The organism is Streptomyces kunmingensis (genome assembly GCF_039533535.1).
GTDB classification, from domain to species: domain Bacteria; phylum Actinomycetota; class Actinomycetes; order Streptomycetales; family Streptomycetaceae; genus Streptomyces; species Streptomyces kunmingensis.
Genome location: NZ_BAAATS010000013.1, coordinates 1 through 14,593 on the forward strand (window position 1 = coordinate 1; position 14,593 = coordinate 14,593).

Annotated in this window: 17 protein-coding genes and 1 pseudogene; 9 read left to right on the forward strand and 9 right to left on the reverse strand. The window is 69.0% G+C overall.

Annotated features, from left to right (window positions below):
- The 4 genes from ABD366_RS16610 to ABD366_RS16625 all read left to right on the forward strand — a co-directional run.
- Window positions 1–258 (forward strand): DUF475 domain-containing protein (locus ABD366_RS16610; RefSeq protein WP_344441975.1); only part of this gene is annotated, 258 nt, incomplete at its 5' end.
- Between the two features lie 82 nt (window positions 259–340).
- Window positions 341–1,714, forward strand: coding sequence for an NAD-dependent succinate-semialdehyde dehydrogenase (locus tag ABD366_RS16615; protein ID WP_324766952.1), 1,374 nt, complete (start codon window positions 341–343; stop codon window positions 1,712–1,714).
- Window positions 1,715–1,766: 52 nt separating this feature from the next.
- Window positions 1,767–2,246: a cupin domain-containing protein gene (locus ABD366_RS16620; protein WP_324766951.1), complete on the forward strand. Its 480-nt coding sequence runs from the start codon at window positions 1,767–1,769 to the stop codon at window positions 2,244–2,246.
- Window positions 2,247–2,263: 17 nt separating this feature from the next.
- Window positions 2,264–2,605 (forward strand): antibiotic biosynthesis monooxygenase family protein, encoded by a 342-nt coding sequence (locus ABD366_RS16625; protein WP_324766949.1) that lies wholly within the window; start codon window positions 2,264–2,266, stop codon window positions 2,603–2,605.
- Here ABD366_RS16625 and ABD366_RS16630 read toward each other — a convergent pair.
- Window positions 2,559–3,419, reverse strand: coding sequence for an oxidoreductase (locus ABD366_RS16630; RefSeq protein ID WP_411293641.1), 861 nt, complete (start codon window positions 3,417–3,419; stop codon window positions 2,559–2,561). The genes ABD366_RS16625 and ABD366_RS16630 overlap by 47 nt on opposite strands.
- Window positions 3,416–3,709, reverse strand: a complete 294-nt coding sequence (locus ABD366_RS16635; protein ID WP_324766948.1) for an Atu4866 domain-containing protein — start codon at window positions 3,707–3,709, stop codon at window positions 3,416–3,418. The genes ABD366_RS16630 and ABD366_RS16635 overlap by 4 nt, the downstream gene beginning before the upstream one ends.
- Window positions 3,710–3,837: 128 nt before the next feature.
- Here ABD366_RS16635 and ABD366_RS16640 point away from each other — a divergent pair, with 128 nt between their 5' ends.
- Entirely contained in the window at window positions 3,838–4,677 is an 840-nt protein-coding gene (locus ABD366_RS16640) for a helix-turn-helix transcriptional regulator (protein ID WP_324766947.1), read from the forward strand.
- A 34-nt stretch (window positions 4,678–4,711) separates the two neighbouring features.
- Here the strand turns inward: ABD366_RS16640 and ABD366_RS16645 are convergent, their stop codons facing one another.
- Window positions 4,712–5,617, reverse strand: coding sequence for a helix-turn-helix domain-containing protein (locus tag ABD366_RS16645; RefSeq protein ID WP_324766946.1), 906 nt, complete (start codon window positions 5,615–5,617; stop codon window positions 4,712–4,714).
- Between the two features lie 315 nt (window positions 5,618–5,932).
- Here ABD366_RS16645 and ABD366_RS16650 point away from each other — a divergent pair, with 315 nt between their 5' ends.
- On the forward strand, window positions 5,933–7,078 hold the full coding sequence (locus ABD366_RS16650; RefSeq protein ID WP_324766944.1) for an MFS transporter: 1,146 nt from the start codon (window positions 5,933–5,935) through the stop codon (window positions 7,076–7,078).
- A gap of 78 nt (window positions 7,079–7,156) precedes the next feature.
- Here ABD366_RS16650 and ABD366_RS16655 read toward each other — a convergent pair whose 3' ends face one another.
- The 4 genes from ABD366_RS16655 to ABD366_RS16670 all read right to left on the reverse strand — a co-directional run bounded on the left by ABD366_RS16655 (window position 7,157) and on the right by ABD366_RS16670 (window position 11,641).
- Window positions 7,157–7,708, reverse strand: a complete 552-nt coding sequence (locus ABD366_RS16655) for an SUKH-4 family immunity protein (protein ID WP_324766942.1) — start codon at window positions 7,706–7,708, stop codon at window positions 7,157–7,159.
- Between the two features lie 48 nt (window positions 7,709–7,756).
- Complete coding sequence (locus ABD366_RS16660; RefSeq protein WP_324766941.1) at window positions 7,757–8,353, reverse strand: hypothetical protein; 597 nt, start codon at window positions 8,351–8,353, stop codon at window positions 7,757–7,759.
- Complete coding sequence (locus tag ABD366_RS16665; protein ID WP_324766940.1) at window positions 8,340–10,757, reverse strand: DUF3289 family protein; 2,418 nt, start codon at window positions 10,755–10,757, stop codon at window positions 8,340–8,342. The genes ABD366_RS16660 and ABD366_RS16665 overlap by 14 nt, the downstream gene beginning before the upstream one ends.
- A gap of 272 nt (window positions 10,758–11,029) precedes the next feature.
- Entirely contained in the window at window positions 11,030–11,641 is a 612-nt protein-coding gene (locus ABD366_RS16670) for a class I SAM-dependent methyltransferase (RefSeq protein WP_324766939.1), read from the reverse strand.
- 47 nt (window positions 11,642–11,688) lie between these two features.
- On the opposite strand from ABD366_RS16670, the gene ABD366_RS16675 reads away from it, so the two are divergent.
- Both ABD366_RS16675 and ABD366_RS16680 read left to right on the forward strand, forming a co-directional pair.
- The gene (locus ABD366_RS16675) at window positions 11,689–11,922 is read left to right on the forward strand and encodes a DUF4432 family protein (protein WP_344442012.1); all 234 of its coding nucleotides are present in this window, start codon (window positions 11,689–11,691) and stop codon (window positions 11,920–11,922) included.
- Window positions 11,923–11,999: 77 nt separating this feature from the next.
- Window positions 12,000–12,380, forward strand: coding sequence for a hypothetical protein (locus tag ABD366_RS16680; RefSeq protein ID WP_324766938.1), 381 nt, complete (start codon window positions 12,000–12,002; stop codon window positions 12,378–12,380).
- A 93-nt stretch (window positions 12,381–12,473) separates the two neighbouring features.
- On the opposite strand, the pseudogene ABD366_RS16685 reads toward ABD366_RS16680, so the two are convergent.
- Window positions 12,474–12,659, reverse strand: a pseudogene (locus ABD366_RS16685) (DUF2199 domain-containing protein); the annotation flags it as partial.
- Between the two features lie 295 nt (window positions 12,660–12,954).
- Between ABD366_RS16685 and ABD366_RS16695 the strand changes: the two are divergent.
- Window positions 12,955–13,788: a PIG-L family deacetylase gene (locus ABD366_RS16695; RefSeq protein WP_324766937.1), complete on the forward strand. Its 834-nt coding sequence runs from the start codon at window positions 12,955–12,957 to the stop codon at window positions 13,786–13,788.
- Window positions 13,789–13,893: 105 nt separating this feature from the next.
- Here ABD366_RS16695 and ABD366_RS16700 read toward each other — a convergent pair whose 3' ends face one another.
- On the reverse strand, window positions 13,894–14,430 hold the full coding sequence (locus ABD366_RS16700) for a MarR family winged helix-turn-helix transcriptional regulator (RefSeq protein WP_324766936.1): 537 nt from the start codon (window positions 14,428–14,430) through the stop codon (window positions 13,894–13,896).
- Window positions 14,431–14,593 lie beyond the last annotated feature (163 nt).

Here is a 14,593-nt window from a genome sequence, read left to right on the forward strand (position 1 = left end):
GCCATGTACGTCCGATCCCTCACCGTCTACCTGGTCCGCCAGGGCACGCTCGACGACCACGTGTACCTGGAGCACGGCGCGCACTACGCGATCGGCGCCCTTGCCGTGATCCTGCTGGTGACCATCCGCTACGAGATCAACGAGATCATCACGGGCCTCATCGGCGTCGTCCTGATCGCCTGGTCGTTCTTCTCCTCGGTCCGCCGCAACAAGCGGATCGCCGCGGAGCAACCGGCCGTGCGCGGCGGCCGTACGTAACCGCTGGACCGTGCCCGCTTAGCCGCCGAGTCCCCCGGCACCTTTCCCCCCGGCACCTTCGCGAACACCGGAGACACCTCTGATGATCACCTCCCGCAACCCGGCCACCGACGCCGAACTCGCGCGCTACAACCCGCAGTCCGCGCAAGAGGTCGATGGCATCCTCGAAGCGGCCGCCACCGCCCAGGCCGCCTGGCGCCGCAGCCCCGTCGTCGAACGCACCCCCCTCCTGCGGGACATGGCCCGCGTCCTGCGGGAGGGCCGCGACACCTACGCGGCCCTCATCACCGCCGAGATGGGCAAGCCGATCACCGAGGCCCGCGCGGAGATCGACAAGTGCGCGCTCACCTGTGAGTACTACTCGGAGAACGCTCCGGCCCAGCTCGCCGACCGGCCCGTCGCCTCCCAGGCCACCGAGAGCGCCGTCGTCTACGACCCGCTGGGTGTCGTCCTCGCGGTGATGCCGTGGAACTACCCGTTCTGGCAGTTCTTCCGGTTCGCCGCGCCCGCCCTCGCCGCGGGGAACGGCGCCCTGCTCAAGCACGCCAACAATGTGCCGCAGTGCGCCCTCGCCGTCGAAGAGGTCGTCCGCAAGGCCGGCGCCCCCGAGGGCCTGTGCCGCACTCTGCTCGTCGAGGTCGACCAGGTCTCGGGGATCATCGCCGACCCGCGCGTCGCCGCCGTCACTCTCACCGGGTCCACCGAGGTCGGCGCGATCGTCGCGGCCCAGGCCGCGGCCGTACTGAAGAAGCAGGTCCTCGAGCTCGGCGGCTCCGACCCGTACGTGGTCCTCGCCGACGCCGACATCCCGCTGGCCGCCGCCACCGCGGTCAAGGCCCGGTACGTCAACGCGGGCCAGTCCTGCGTCAACGCCAAGCGCTTCATCGTGGAGAACGCGGTGGCCGACGCGTTCGTGGCCGCGTTCACCGAGGCGGCGGCCGCGCTCCGGGTGGGTGACCCGACCGACCCGGACACCGCGATCGGCCCGATGGCGCGTGCGAACCTCCGCGCCACCCTGCACGACCAGGTCGAGCGCACCGTCGCCGCCGGCGCCGTCCTCAAGGCCGGCGGGCAGCTCCCCGCCGGGCCCGGCTGCTACTACCCGCCCACCGTCCTCGATCATGTCCGCCCCGGCATGGCCGCCTTCGACGAGGAGACCTTCGGCCCCCTGGCCGCCATCACCCGCGCCGCCGATGCCGACGAAGCCATCACGCTCGCCAACCGAACCGAGTACGGCCTGGGCGCCGCCCTGTGGACCTCCGACCTGGACCGGGCCCGCCGCCTCGCCCGTGTCCTCGACGCCGGCGCCGTCTTCGTCAACGGCATGGTCGCCTCCGACCCCCGCCTGCCCTTCGGCGGCATCAAGCGCTCCGGCTACGGACGGGAGCTCGGTACCGAGGGCATCCGCGAATTCGTCAACACCAAGACCGTCTGGATCGGCCCCGCGACCGCCTGACCCCCCTCGCACCCTCACACGTACGTACACACGCACCCACGGAGATCCGCCCATGCGCACGACCGACACCCCGCCCGGCACACCCGCCGAGGCCGATCAGCCCTGCTGCGGCGCCTTCCCACCCGCCGTCCTGCGCCCAGCCGACCTGCCCGCCTTCAGCCGGGGCGGCGGCGCACGCACCATCCCGCTGGTCACCCAGGCCGTCGGCGCCGAGGTCTTCCTCACCGGTCAGACCCTGTTCGAGGGCGGCGCCGGTATCGCTCTGCACACCCACAACTGTCCCGAGAGTGTGACCATCCTCGAGGGCGACGCCATCGTAGAGATCGACGGCACCGAACACCACGTGACCCGCTTCGACACGACATACGTGGCGGCCGGCACCCCGCACCGCTTCCGCAACGCCTCCGCCACCGAGCCGATGCGCATCCTGTGGATCTACGCGTCGGTCGACGCCACCCGCACCCTCGTCGAAACGGGCGTCACCGCGCGGGTGGACGCAGAACACAACAAGCCCGCCGGCACCCGCCGTTGACGACAGGGAGCCCCATCATGATCACCGAGATCGCCCAGATCGATGTTCTTCCCGGTCACGAGGACGACTTCGAGAAGGCCGTCGCCGAGGCCCGGCCCCACTTCCTCGACGCCGACGGCTGCCACGGCATCGACCTGCACCGCAGTCTGGAACACCCCACCCGCTACCGGCTCATGGTCCGGTGGGAGACGGTCGAACACCACACCGTCACTTTCCGCGCCTCCGACGGCTTCGCCCGCTGGCGGGCACTGGCCGGACCTCATTTCGCGACTCCGCCGCGGGTCGAGCACGTGGTCTCTGTTCTCGCCCCTCCTATCGGCTCACCTCGGCCTCCCGAGGGAAGTCGGTGGACAGAGTGAGGTCCTCCCAAGTCCTCAGGTCGTGGTCGAGGGCGTCGCGGCCCGCCCGGATCAGGCGCAGGGCATCGGAGCCGAGGACGAGGTGGGCCGGCGGCTCGGGTTCGTCGAGGACGCGCAGGACGGCTGCGGCCGCTCCGGCCGGGTCGCCGAGCTGCTGTCCGCTCGCTTGGCGGCGTGCGGCGCGAATGGGCTCGAACAGGTCGTCGTAGTCGGGGATGGTGCGAGGTGTGCGGGTCATCGAGCGTCCCGCCCAGTCGGTGCGGAAGGAGCCGGGTTCGACGGCGGTGACGTGGATGCCGAAGGCGGCGACTTCCTTGCCGACGGCCTCGAGGATGCCTTCGAGGGCGTACTTGCTGCCGCAGTAGGCGGAGACGCCGGGGAAGCTGGTCAGGCCGCCCATCGAGGTGACGGCCAGGATGTGCCCGCGGCGGCGTCCGCGCATGAACGGCAGGACGGCCTGGACCGTGGCGGCCGCGCCGAAGACATTGACGTCGAACTGGGCACGCAGGTCGGACAGGGACGTCTCCTCGAAGGTCCCTTCCAGGCCGTATCCGGCGTTGGCGATCAGCGCGTCGATGGGGCCGACGCTCTTCTCGACCTCGTCCACCACGGCGAAGACCGCTTCGTCGTCGGTCACGTCGAGGACGCGGGCGTGAACGCGTTCCGGGTGCAGTGCGGTGAAAGCCGCGGCGTCGGTGTCGTTGCGGACGGTGCCGACGACGGTGTGTCCGGCGTCCAGGGCCGCGACGGCGAAGGCGCGGCCGAGGCCGCTGCTGACGCCGGTGATCAGAAAGGTCTTGGCCATGTGCGTCATGCCTGGTCTTCCTTGTACAGGACGAGGTGCTCGTGGAAGAGCACGCCGTCACGGATGTCGCCGGTGGCGGTGAAGCCGGTGTCATCGACGTAGTCGATATGGCTGCCGGTCACGGTGTAGCGGCCGGTGTAGGCGCTGCTGCGCCGGCCGCGGGCCTCGTCGTAGCGGCCGTCGGGCAGCAGCTCCTGGCGGATGTGCCCGTCCGCGGTCACCCACATCCCCACGACATCCACGTCGAGGGGCATGTGCCCGAGGGCTTCCTCCGGCCGGCTCGGCTGATTCCTCACCATGCGCTCCTTCAGCTTTCGTACTTGCCTGCCACCAGCCTGGGCCGGGCCGACGGAAGGGAGCCAGGACACGTCGTGCCTGGGTACGGCACACCCAGGCACGCGGGCGGAGGGCCGCCTAGCCTGACGGTGTGACCAGCAACGACCTCGGAGACTTCCTGCGCGCCCACCGCGCCCGCCTGCGGCCCGACGATGTCGGGCTCGCCTCCTACGGCGCCCGGCGCGTGGCGGGGCTACGGCGGGAGGAGGTCGCCGTCCTCGCCGGCATGAACAGCGACTACTACGCCCGCCTCGAACAGGGCCGAGAGCGCAGCCCCTCCCCGCAGATCCTCGACGCCATCGGCAGCGCCCTGCGGATGGACGACGCGGCGCGGGAGCACATGTTCCGGCTGGCGGGCACCGCACCGGAGGGTGAGCGGCCGCAGCCGCGGGAGAAGGTCGGTACGGCGCTGCGGCAGCTGCTGGACGCGTTTCCGAACGCCGCCGCGTTCGTCCTGAACCCGGCCAACGACTTCCTGGCCTCGAACGTTCTGGCCGATGCCCTGTTCTCACCGTTCGAGACCCGGGACAACATGGCCCGCATGACCTTCCTCGACCCCGCCGCCCGGGACTTCTTCGCCCACTGGGAGCGGGCGGCCGAGGCGGTCGTGGCCGGACTGCGCCACGCCACAGGTCTGGACCCGCACTACCGGCGCCTGCACGACCTCGTCGCCTCCCTGACCGAGGAGAGCGAGGAGTTCGCCGCCCTGTGGTCCTCGCACACCGTCCACGGCAAGACCCGCGACGGCAAGAAGCTGCTCCACCCGGACGTCGGGCCGATGGACCTCACCTACCAGACCTTCGACGTCCGCGGAGCACCTGGCCAGCATCTGGTCGTCTACCACGCCGAACCCGGCAGCCCCGGCGCGCAGGCCCTCGCCCTGCTCGGCAGCCTCCACGCCACGCATCGCGAGGAGACCGCCACGGAGTAGTCGAGCCGGCCGGCCCGCACGCGGATCTGGCTGCTCAGCGCAGCCGGTCGTCGGCCTCCGCGGCAGGCAAGGGGGTGGCTGCCAGGCTGGCGAGGATCTTGAGGCGCTCCTCCGACGTGCTGCCCGGTTCCGCGGTGTAGAGGCTCAGATCGTGCACGGCCCGGTGGGACACGGGCAGATCCAGAGACTGGTAGGTCAGCTCCAGGAGGCCGACCTCGGGGTGTCGCAGCCGCTTGACTCCTTCGTGGCGGATACGGACGTCGTGCGCGGCCCACAAGGTGCGGAAGTCGGGGCTGAGCGTGGACAGCTCGCCGATCAGTTCACGCAGGGCACGGTCATGTGGTTCACGCCCGGCCTCGGCCCGCAGCAACGCGACGGTGGCGGCGGCGCCGGAGTCCCAGTCGACGAAGAAGTCCCGGGAACCGGAGTCGAGGAAGTGGTAGCGGGCGAAATTGGCGCGGCCGCGCTCATCGACGGCGAGGCTGTCGAACATCGGCGCATGCAGGGCCCGGGCCAGGGGGTTGGCGGCGACGACGTCCAAACGGCCGTCGCGTACGAAGGCAGCGGACATCGTCACGGAGTCGAGCAGCCAGTGGATGCGGGCCGGGACCTCGACGTCCTTGCGGCGTGACGGCGTACGTCGGGCCGGCCGGGCGGCGCGGGCCAGGTCGAACAGGTAGGTGCGTTCGTCCTCATCCAGTTGCAGGGCCCCGGCGACCGCGGCGAGGACGTCCTCGGACACACCGCTGATGTGCCCCTTCTCCAGGCGCGTGTACCACTCGGTGCTGACGCCGGCGAGTACGGCGACCTCCTCACGCCGCAACCCCGGGACCCGACGCCGGGTGCTGGTGGGCAGCCCGGCCTGTTCCGGGGTGATCTTCGCGCGTCGGCCCGCGAGGAAGTCCCGGATCTCCGTGCGGTGGTCGCTGCGCTCGTTCATGCGTTCCACGGTAGTCACCGGGGCGCCCGGAGGGAGGTCGAGCTTGTACCCCCCATAAACACAACCTTCTCCACCTGCGGCGATGCCGGTTTCGTGGGATCAGCACACCGAACAGCACCCCCACGGAGTTGACGCATGGATACGCGAGGAGCCACGCGAGAATCAAGGCAAGGCGTAGGGCGAGGAGTAGAGCAAGGCATAGGACAAGGCGTAGGGCAAGGATCTACTCAGGGAGCAAGCCTCCGCGCCCCCGCCGAGACCGTACGGGCTGACACCCCCCGGTCTCCGTCCGCCCGGCTGCCGCTCGTCGTCCTCGTGCTCGCGCTGGGCACGTTCCTGATGGGCACCACCGAGTTCGTCGTGGCCGGCCTGCTGCCCGAGATCGCGGGCGATCTGCAGGTCAGCGTCGCCCGGACCGGCCTGATGATCACCGTCTTCGCCGTCGGGATGATCGTCGGCGCACCGTTGATGGCGATGCTCACCCTGCGGTTGCCCAAGCGGCTGACACTGATGCTCGCCCTGGGTGTCTTCGCCGCGGGGCACGTCATCGTCGCCCTCGGCTCGGACTTCACCCTGGTCCTTGCGGCACGGTTCCTGACCGCGATCGCCACCGGCGCCTTCTGGGCGGTGGCCAATGTCGCCGCCGCACGCGCGGCGGGCCCTGCCGCGAGTTCGCGCGCTCTGGGGCTGGTCGGCGCCGGAGCCATGCTCGCGAATGTCGTCGGCGTGCCGCTGGGTGCGTTCGCCGGCCATCTCACGGGCTGGCGCGGCCCGTTCTGGGCGCTCGCGGCCCTCTCCGCGGCGGCCATCGCACTCATCGCCCGCACCGTTCCCCAGGACGGCGGCGACCAGCAGGCGGTGTCGGTCCGCTCCGAGCTGACCGCTCTGCGCTCCGGCCGACTGTGGCTGGTACTGGCGGCCTGCGCCACCACGACCGGCGGCATCCTGGCGGCGTACTCCTACATCTCGCCGCTGCTGACCGACCGGTCGGGGATCGCGTCCGGGATCGTGCCGCTGGTCCTGGTCGGCTTCGGCCTCGGTGCCCTGGCCGGCTCAATCGTCGGCGGCCGTCTGGGCGACCGCCGTCCGCACCTGGTGACCGTCGTGGCCGCCGCAGGAGCGACCCTCCTGCTCCTGGCGATCTCCCTGCTGGCCGGCTACGCCGTGCCCACCATCGTTCTCGTCGCCCTGCTGGGCTTCTTCGGGCTCGGCGCCAACCCCGTGCTGATGTCCCTGTCCGTCCGCTTCGCCCGCCGGGCGCCCGTCCTGGCCTCCGCCCTGACCGTCTCCGCGTTCAACCTCGGCACCGCCGTCGGCTCCTGGATCGCCGGCCTCACCCTCGACACCTCGCTCGGAACCACCGGCCCCGCCGCGGTCGGCACCGCCATCGCCACCCTCACCCTGATCCCCACCACCGCCCTCGCCCTGACCCATCGACGCCGCGCCACAGCAGCTTTCTAGGCAACGTGCCGCCTGCCCCATGCCACACGTCGCGGAAGAGACGTGCACTGCCCGGCCGCCAGGTGTGCATCGTCCGGATTACCAGATGCCGTCGATGACTTCTTCGAAGGTCAGGTGCCACTGCGAGTCCTCACTCGCGAAAGGCAGCGGATCGAACTCCGTGATCTCGGCCCGGAGCGCATCGACGCGACCTTCCCTGTCTTCATCGCCGCCGGCTTCCAGTTCCTGCTGGAGGATCTGGAACTTGGTCAGGGAATGGACGAGCGATTCGACGTCACGATGGAGTGCCGTGCAGCTGAGCTGCGTCTCGCCAGCCCCGAGGGCGTAGACCGTCCCCGTGTCCGGAGCGAGTGCGAGCGGGGTGTCGGCGAACATGCCGAGCACGAGCCAGTCACGGCTTCCCTCGGGAACCGTCCCCTCGGCGTAGCGCTCGCTGAGGAGGACGGGGTCGTCAGCGTGAAGGCCGGCCCTGGACATGAACCACGCGGTGTCCGGAAGGCCGACGCTGCTCAGCAAGAGCGTGGCGCGCCCGTCCAGCTGATGGTGCGCGGCGCTGTGCCGGGGGAAGTAGATGACACCCGTCAGCCCGAAAGCGGCCCGTACCTCGCCCGGAGACACAACGAAATTCATGCTGAGACCTTCGCACCCTGGGTGGGCGTTCGCAGATTCGCGGGACTTCTACTCCCACTGATCGTCCTCGCGATCGACGTCGGGGATCGGCCCGAGGATCGTCCATCCCGGCTTCAGTGACCGGGTGCTACGGAACCCGCGGTCCTCCGCGTATGCCGCCACGTCCGTGCTGTCGGAGGCGTGCATGATCGTGTAGCGCGGCGGGTCGTCCCCGTAGAAGCGGAAGAACGTGCGCCCGGCGTCTTTCGCCTGATGCACGATGACGTCGACGCCCGGCAGAGCCTCGTACGTCGCCTGGTCCTCCGGAGTCGTCGGCTTGCAGGATGCGGCCTGTCCGGCGTCGCGTACGCAGATCAGCGCCTGGCTCCAGCCGATCCGTTCGGCCCGCGGGTGGGCGGCCAACAGCTCCCGCATGCGGGCGTCGGCCTCGGCGAAGGCCGCCTGCCTGGAATCGAACTGCTTCTCCAGCTTGGAGAACCGCCGGTCGTCGTAACCGCTGCCGAACTGTGCCTCCAGAGCGCCGAGGACGACGACCCGCCAGGCCAGGAACAGCACCGCCACGACGATCAGCGTGACGAGCAGGACCCGGCCCGGCGAGCGCCGCCATCGGCGCCGCTGTGACTCGAGGGCCTCAGAAGGAACCACTGATGGGTATCTCGACGTCCGCCACCGCGACCGGCGGGGCGTACTTCCCATCGAACCGGTCATAGTGCTGCAGCGTAAACCAGTCGATGAAACCGTAGTTGGTGATCTCGTCGTCGGGGTCGAGCCCGAAGTGGTCGTAGGAGTGGAACAGCAGTTTCCCGGAGAACGTGTTTCCGTCGACCTTGTAGTCCTTCAGCTGGATCGTGTGCCCGTGGAACTGGTGAATGGCGATGGAGAGGGCACGCTGATTGGCATCACCGACGGAGAAGTCGTACACCGGGTACTGCACCCCGGTGTTCTTGAACAGCTGGTACAGCAGGTTCTTGTTCAGGTCGTCCTGGACCTGGAACTGCGCTGTTCCGCCCCGGTTGTCCGTGATGGACTGGACGATGAGCCCCTTGGCCTGGTCGATGTACTTCTGCTCCTGCGGTGACGCCGCGACCGCCCGGGACAGGGCGCTGCCGGAGCCGACCTGCTGGAACCGGGCGGGATCGTAGTTGTCGTCCACGGAGACGGAGCCTGCGCTCTCTCCGTTGTGGCCGTAGCGGAAGGCGTTCCGCAGGTCGTCCACCGCCTGCTGGTTGTCGCTGTCCGCGCCGAACTTTCCGGCGTTCATGATGTCGTTGAACTCGCCCCACATCAGGAACTCGGGCGTGATCCCGGCATTCCAGAAGGACCAGTCGAGGTCGAACAGCTCGTCATAGGTGTAGTCGTTGAACGTCAGGTCGTCCGCGACCTGCCGGCTCGGCGGCACCTGGAAGTGATCGGGGTCGGGCTCCTTGCGCCGGCCCTCCCGGTTCGCGGACTGGTGGATCAGCATGTCCGGCTGGTCGAAGACGAGCGGGTGCCGGTCGGCCCGGTCCCGGGATCCGTCGCCGTCCGTGTCCGGCTTCAGCGGATTCGAGGCCAGCTTGGCGTAGACCAGTTCCTTCGTCCCGGACAGTTCGCTCTTGACGATCTGGACCTCCTTGCCGTCCTTGAGCGCGTCACCGTCCGAATCCGGGTTCTCGGGGTCCATCGCACCTACGGGCACCCCGTTGCCCAGGACGAGATTCCCGGCCCTCATCTCCTTCTCGTAGAAGTCGCTGATGCCGTCGTGGTCGGTGTCCTTCGACAGGTCGGATTCCTGACGGGAGTCTTTGCGGAGGGTGTCATCCCACACCTTGTCGAAGACCCTTTTATTGAGGAGGACGTACTTCGTGGAGTTCCCGGATGTGGCCGTGGCCGTGATCGCATCGCCGTCCACCTGCTGATCCGCGAGCCTGACCAGACGCTGTGACTTCTCGTCGTAGCCGTAGATGGCCGGCTCGAAGTCCGGCCCCGCCGACTTCGCATCGAACCGGAAGGAAATCTTCGCCTCGTCGAATCCGCCGTCCACCGCGAACTCGTACCCGTTGCCCACGTAGCCCGGAGTGGATTTCGGGAACTGCTTCTGGTCGGCCGGAAGCTTGGTGATCCTGAACGTCGATGCCTGCTCGGCGGAGACTCCCTTGAGCGTGGCCGAGGCCGTGGTGGCGCCGCCGTTCACCGACTGCGTCACGTCGAACGCGGACTCGGCGACTCGTGGGTCGGACCCGATGCGCGTCTCCCGGCCGTCGTCCACGCCGTCGCCGTCGGTGTCGGGCTCGGCCGGACTCGTGTGCCGGGCCAGCTCCTTGCCGTCGTCCAGCCCGTCCGCGTCGCTGTCCGCCCGCACGAGCGAGGTCTTGAGCCGCACCTCTCGCCGGCTCGGCACATCATCGCCGTCCGGGTCCTCCATGCCGTCGCGGACTCCGTCGCCGTCGCTGTCCCCCTTCAGCGGATTGCTTCTGTTCCCCAGTTCGACGAAGTCGGACAGGCCGTCGTGGTCCGTGTCCTTGCTCGACGGGTCGAGCTTCGCCCGCTGCTCGACGTCGTCCGGGAGCCCGTCGCCGTCGGTGTCCTTCGTCGGCCGCGCCCCGTCCTCCGCGAAAGTCGCCCAGGCCGGTGTGTGCGCCGTCCCGTCGGCCTGTGCGCGATACCAGATCGTCGAGGTCGCGCCCGGCTGAATTTCCTTGGTCGCCGGAGCGTTCTGGATCGTGGTGTGCCGGCCCCGCTGAGCATCCAGTTTCGCCGACTCCGTCGCCGTGATCCTGTCCGGCAGTTCGAACGTCAGGGACCAGTCGGCGATCTCATGCCTGGATACGTTCTTGATCTGGAGCTGCGCGATGTAGGAGCCCGCCGGCAACTTCCCGCGCAATTCCGGCGGCACTTTGCAGCACAGCGAATCGTCCGTCGGGAGCTGCCGATAGGAAACATCGACCGCGTCGTCCCGGTAGATCGTCTTTCCGGGAGCGGAACTGTTCTCGTTGCCCGCGACGGCGGGCGCCGCGGTTCCGAGCAGGAGTAATAAGGCGGTGAATGGCATCGTGACGCGTCTGAGCATGGTGCCTCCCCCATGTGGAGAATTACCCGTCGTCGCGAAGTAGCCCCCGTTTTACGGCTCTTCGCCAGTCGATGCGGGAACCTAACAGATGGGGGTGATGGTTCCTCGACCTTTCGGAGGAGAAAATGAGGACTCTGGGGAGGGTGTAACTCCGGTTACTGGCGGGGCCGTTCCGTCCATTTGTGAGGGAAGGGAAGATTCCGCTCTCGTGTCATGCGGTGCGCATGATGGGATTTCGGAACGGACCGAATGCCTAGGCCGTAAACGCGCTTCTACGGGCGGGCGCGATGGACGCTGACGGCGTAGCCGCCGCCGTCGTAGGGAGCCGCGTCCCATGTGGCGAAGCGGTCGACGAGCGCGAGGCCGGCCGCGGCGCAGTGGGCGTCGTACTCCGGCAGTGTGATGGTGGGCGGCACGGGCAGGTGGGCGGCGTCCAGTCCGAAGCCCGCGACCAGCAGGCCCTCCGGGCGCACCGCCGCGGCCAGGCGTTCGACCACCGTGGCCTCCGTCCCGGGCGTGAGCAGCGGCAGGACGTTACCGGCGGCGACCACGAGGTCGAAGTCCGCGGCGACACCGAGCGTAGCCGGATCGAACTCGGCGAGATCGACCTGGAAGAACGGCAGGTGCGGCGCCTGCGTCCGCGCCACGTCCAGCATCGAGGCGTCCAGATCGATCCCCACGCAGTCGTACCCGAGCTCCGCCAGCCGGATCATGACCCGCCCGGTTCCGCAGCCGGCGTCCAGTACCCGGGCTCCGGCGGGTACCAGGGCTTGGCAGAACGCCGCCTCGCCGTGCACGTCCTTCCCGCTGCGGCGCAGCGCATCGAAGCGCGCGGCGTACTCTTCCCCGGACGTTCCGCCTGTCAGTTCCTGCCAGCGACTCATGTGATCGACTATAGGTCCGCGGCCCCCTGGCGCTGGTCCGCCCTCACCTGGTCAACGAACGCCTCGGCGTCTACTTCGAGTTGCGGTACGGCACGGCTCAGTTCCCGTCCTTCTTCCAGTGGCTGCATCTGCGCGAGGGCGCCTGTGCGGTGGGTTTCGAACCGTCCACACACCATGTGCAGGGCGAGACCGCGGCGCGGGAGGACGGCTCCATGACGTTCCCGGCCTCTGGCGAGGAGCGCACATACACGACCGTGTTCCGGGTGGGGCACCTGGACTGACCGCCGGTTTCGCGCCGGAAGCGCCGCGGGTGTCCACAGCGCTTCTGGACGGCGCGTCCGCGGGGCAAAATGACCGCATGACAAAGCTGCCGGCAAAGTCGGTCCGTCGCCCCTCCTCTGGCTCAGTGCTGTCGTTGTGGTCGCAGGACTCGGTGCTGTCCATCGGCTCAGTGGGTTCGGTGCTGTCCGTGGGGTCCGTCGGTTCGGCCCTGTCGGTCGGCTCCATCGGCAGTGCTCTCTCGGTCGGCTCGATCGGCTCCTCCCTGTCACTGATCTCGACCGGATCCTGGCTGAGCACGGGGTCCTTGTTCTCCGCGCAGTCGCGCTGGTCGGTGATGTCCTGGCGCTCCTCGCACAGCTTCCTGGCCGCGGGAGCGGTAGGAGCAGCGACCGGAAGCGTCGTACTACTGGCCCACCTGCTGCACAAATCCGGAACCGGCGCACAGCGCACACCCTGATCCCCCGGGCCCGGCAGACGGTCGGGCGCCCATCAGACCGGCTCAGTCCGGCCGGCGCGACCGGAACCGCCGGCGCAGAAGCGTCGGGCAGCACTACTGCTCACTGCGGTGGGGGTGGAGTACGGCCTCCGCGATCTCCCGCACGCGGTCGAGCGTGGTGCCCGTGCGCTGTTCGACAGCCAGGGGGTGGTCGGTGGGTTCGAGCTCGATGAGGGGGCGCTCGCCGACCGGGCGGGTGTGGACGTGCGTTTTGAGGTTCAGGGTCGTGGTCGAGTAGACCCGCTCAGCCCCGAGAACTTCTCGCGGGCCGCGGATCTGTGGAACAAGCCCGGCCGCGAGGCCGAAAAGCCGTACTTCGGCTGGCTCACCACCGACCTGCCACCGGACCGGGTGTGCCGGTCGGGAACAGCGGGTCCGGGTGACACTGTTGCATCGACCGGGGCACCGGCGCCGTACCGGCGGGCAAGACGGAGACCGAAAGGTCCTCCGCCCGGCAGAAGGATCCGTGCCCCGGGGTCGCGGTACGCCCGCCGCGCACTCGGACCGAGACATATTTCTGCTGGAGGACTGTTTTATGACTGACCGGCCCTTGACGCTCATGGCCGTGCACGCCCACCCCGACGATGAGGCCACCAGCACCGGTGGGGTGCTCGCGCGGTATGCGGCGGAGGGCATCCGCACGGTGCTCGTGACATGTACCGACGGCGGTTGCGGTGACGGACCGGGGGGTGTCAAGCCCGGCGAACCCGGGCACGATCCGGCGGCCGTCGCCTTGATGCGCCGTCAGGAACTCGAGGCGAGCTGTGAGGTCCTGAAGATCAGCGACCTGGAGATGCTCGACTATGCCGACTCCGGGATGATCGGCTGGGCGAGCAACGACGCCCCCGGATCCTTCTGGCAGACCCCCGTGGAGGAAGGCGCCGCCCGGCTCGCGGAACTCATGCGGCACTACCGCCCCGATGTGGTCGTCACGTACGACGAGAACGGTTTCTACGGGCACCCCGATCACATCCAGGCCCACCGCATCACGATGGCGGCGGTGGAGATGACCGAACTGACGCCGAAGGTGTACTGGACGACGATGCCGCACTCGGCGATGCAGCGGTTCGGTGAGATCATGCGCGAGTTCAACGAGGACATGCCGGAGCCGGATCCTGCCGAGGCCGCCGCGTTGGCCGAGATCGGCCTTCCCGATGACGAGATCACCACGTGGGTGGACACCCTCGCGTTCAGCGGTCAGAAGTTCGACGCGCTGGCCGCGCACGCCAGCCAGGGCGAGAACATCTTCTTCCTCAAGATGGGCAAGGAGAAGTTCGGCGAACTGATGGGCATGGAGACCTTCGTACGAGTTCAGGACGCCACCGGCGCGGCCGTACCCGAGAACGATCTCTTCGCCGGGCTGCGCTGACTACCTGTACGCCCCGGGGGTCCGGGTTCATCTGGCCGCCCATAGCCAGTAGCAAGTAGCAAGTAGCAGCGAACGGACGCCGGCCGATGCTCGAAACGAGCAGCATCACCGGCGTCCGTTCCCCGCACCGCGTGACACCAGGCCGTCTCCGTCGCCGGTCGGGCCGTCCGAGCGGCGGTCCGGGTGGTCACGCTCCCTCACCGCTTGCTCGATCTTGTACGCGATGGAGATGAACGCCTCAATGTCGTCCGGCGTCAGGTCCAGGACGGAACTCTCCTCCAGGGTCTGCCACATGGCCGTGATCGGCTTCTTCATGGCGCGCCCCTCGTCGGTGAGCCGCACCACCATCACCCGCCGGTCGTGCTCGGCCGGCTCCCGGCTGACCAGGCCGGCTTCCTGCATCCGGCGCAGGGACTTGGAGACGGTCGAGTGGTCCAGGCCCACGCTCTCCAAGAGCTCGGACTGACTCTGGCCGTCCCGGTCGAACAGCTGCATGAGCAGCAGCTCTTGTCCCGGGTGCAGCTTCATGTCGCGGAGCATGGCGGAGGCGTAGCCGCGGTGGGCCCGGGCGAGCTGGAAGACCGCGTAGCTCAGGCGTCCGTCGCGCGCCGTGCTGGGGGTCCTGGCCGCGGGGTCGGTCATCGCTGTTCCTCAATGGTGGTGTGGGTGGGTGGATGGATGGGTGGATGGATGGGTGGGTGGATGGGTGGGTGGATGGGTGGGTGGACGATGTGATCGGTGCGGCCCGTAGATCCGTCGCCGTTGCGATCGCCATCGCCATCCCCATCGCCATCGCCGTCGCCGG

Excerpts from the sequence above, each read along its gene's own strand:
- ABD366_RS16615 (WP_324766952.1), top strand. The coding sequence starts at position 341 with ATGATCACCTCCCGCAACCCGGCCACCGACGCCGAACTCGCGCGCTAC.
- ABD366_RS16620 (WP_324766951.1), top strand. The coding sequence starts at position 1,767 with ATGCGCACGACCGACACCCCGCCCGGCACACCCGCCGAGGCCGATCAG.
- ABD366_RS16625 (WP_324766949.1), top strand. The coding sequence starts at position 2,264 with ATGATCACCGAGATCGCCCAGATCGATGTTCTTCCCGGTCACGAGGAC.
- ABD366_RS16630 (WP_411293641.1), bottom strand. The coding sequence starts at position 3,419 with ATGACGCACATGGCCAAGACCTTTCTGATCACCGGCGTCAGCAGCGGC.
- ABD366_RS16635 (WP_324766948.1), bottom strand. The coding sequence starts at position 3,709 with ATGGTGAGGAATCAGCCGAGCCGGCCGGAGGAAGCCCTCGGGCACATG.
- ABD366_RS16645 (WP_324766946.1), bottom strand. The coding sequence starts at position 5,617 with ATGAACGAGCGCAGCGACCACCGCACGGAGATCCGGGACTTCCTCGCG.
- ABD366_RS16655 (WP_324766942.1), bottom strand. The coding sequence starts at position 7,708 with ATGAATTTCGTTGTGTCTCCGGGCGAGGTACGGGCCGCTTTCGGGCTG.
- ABD366_RS16665 (WP_324766940.1), bottom strand. The coding sequence starts at position 10,757 with ATGCTCAGACGCGTCACGATGCCATTCACCGCCTTATTACTCCTGCTC.
- ABD366_RS16670 (WP_324766939.1), bottom strand. The coding sequence starts at position 11,641 with ATGAGTCGCTGGCAGGAACTGACAGGCGGAACGTCCGGGGAAGAGTAC.
- ABD366_RS16680 (WP_324766938.1), top strand. The coding sequence starts at position 12,000 with ATGACAAAGCTGCCGGCAAAGTCGGTCCGTCGCCCCTCCTCTGGCTCA.
- ABD366_RS16695 (WP_324766937.1), top strand. The coding sequence starts at position 12,955 with ATGACTGACCGGCCCTTGACGCTCATGGCCGTGCACGCCCACCCCGAC.
- ABD366_RS16700 (WP_324766936.1), bottom strand. The coding sequence starts at position 14,430 with ATGACCGACCCCGCGGCCAGGACCCCCAGCACGGCGCGCGACGGACGC.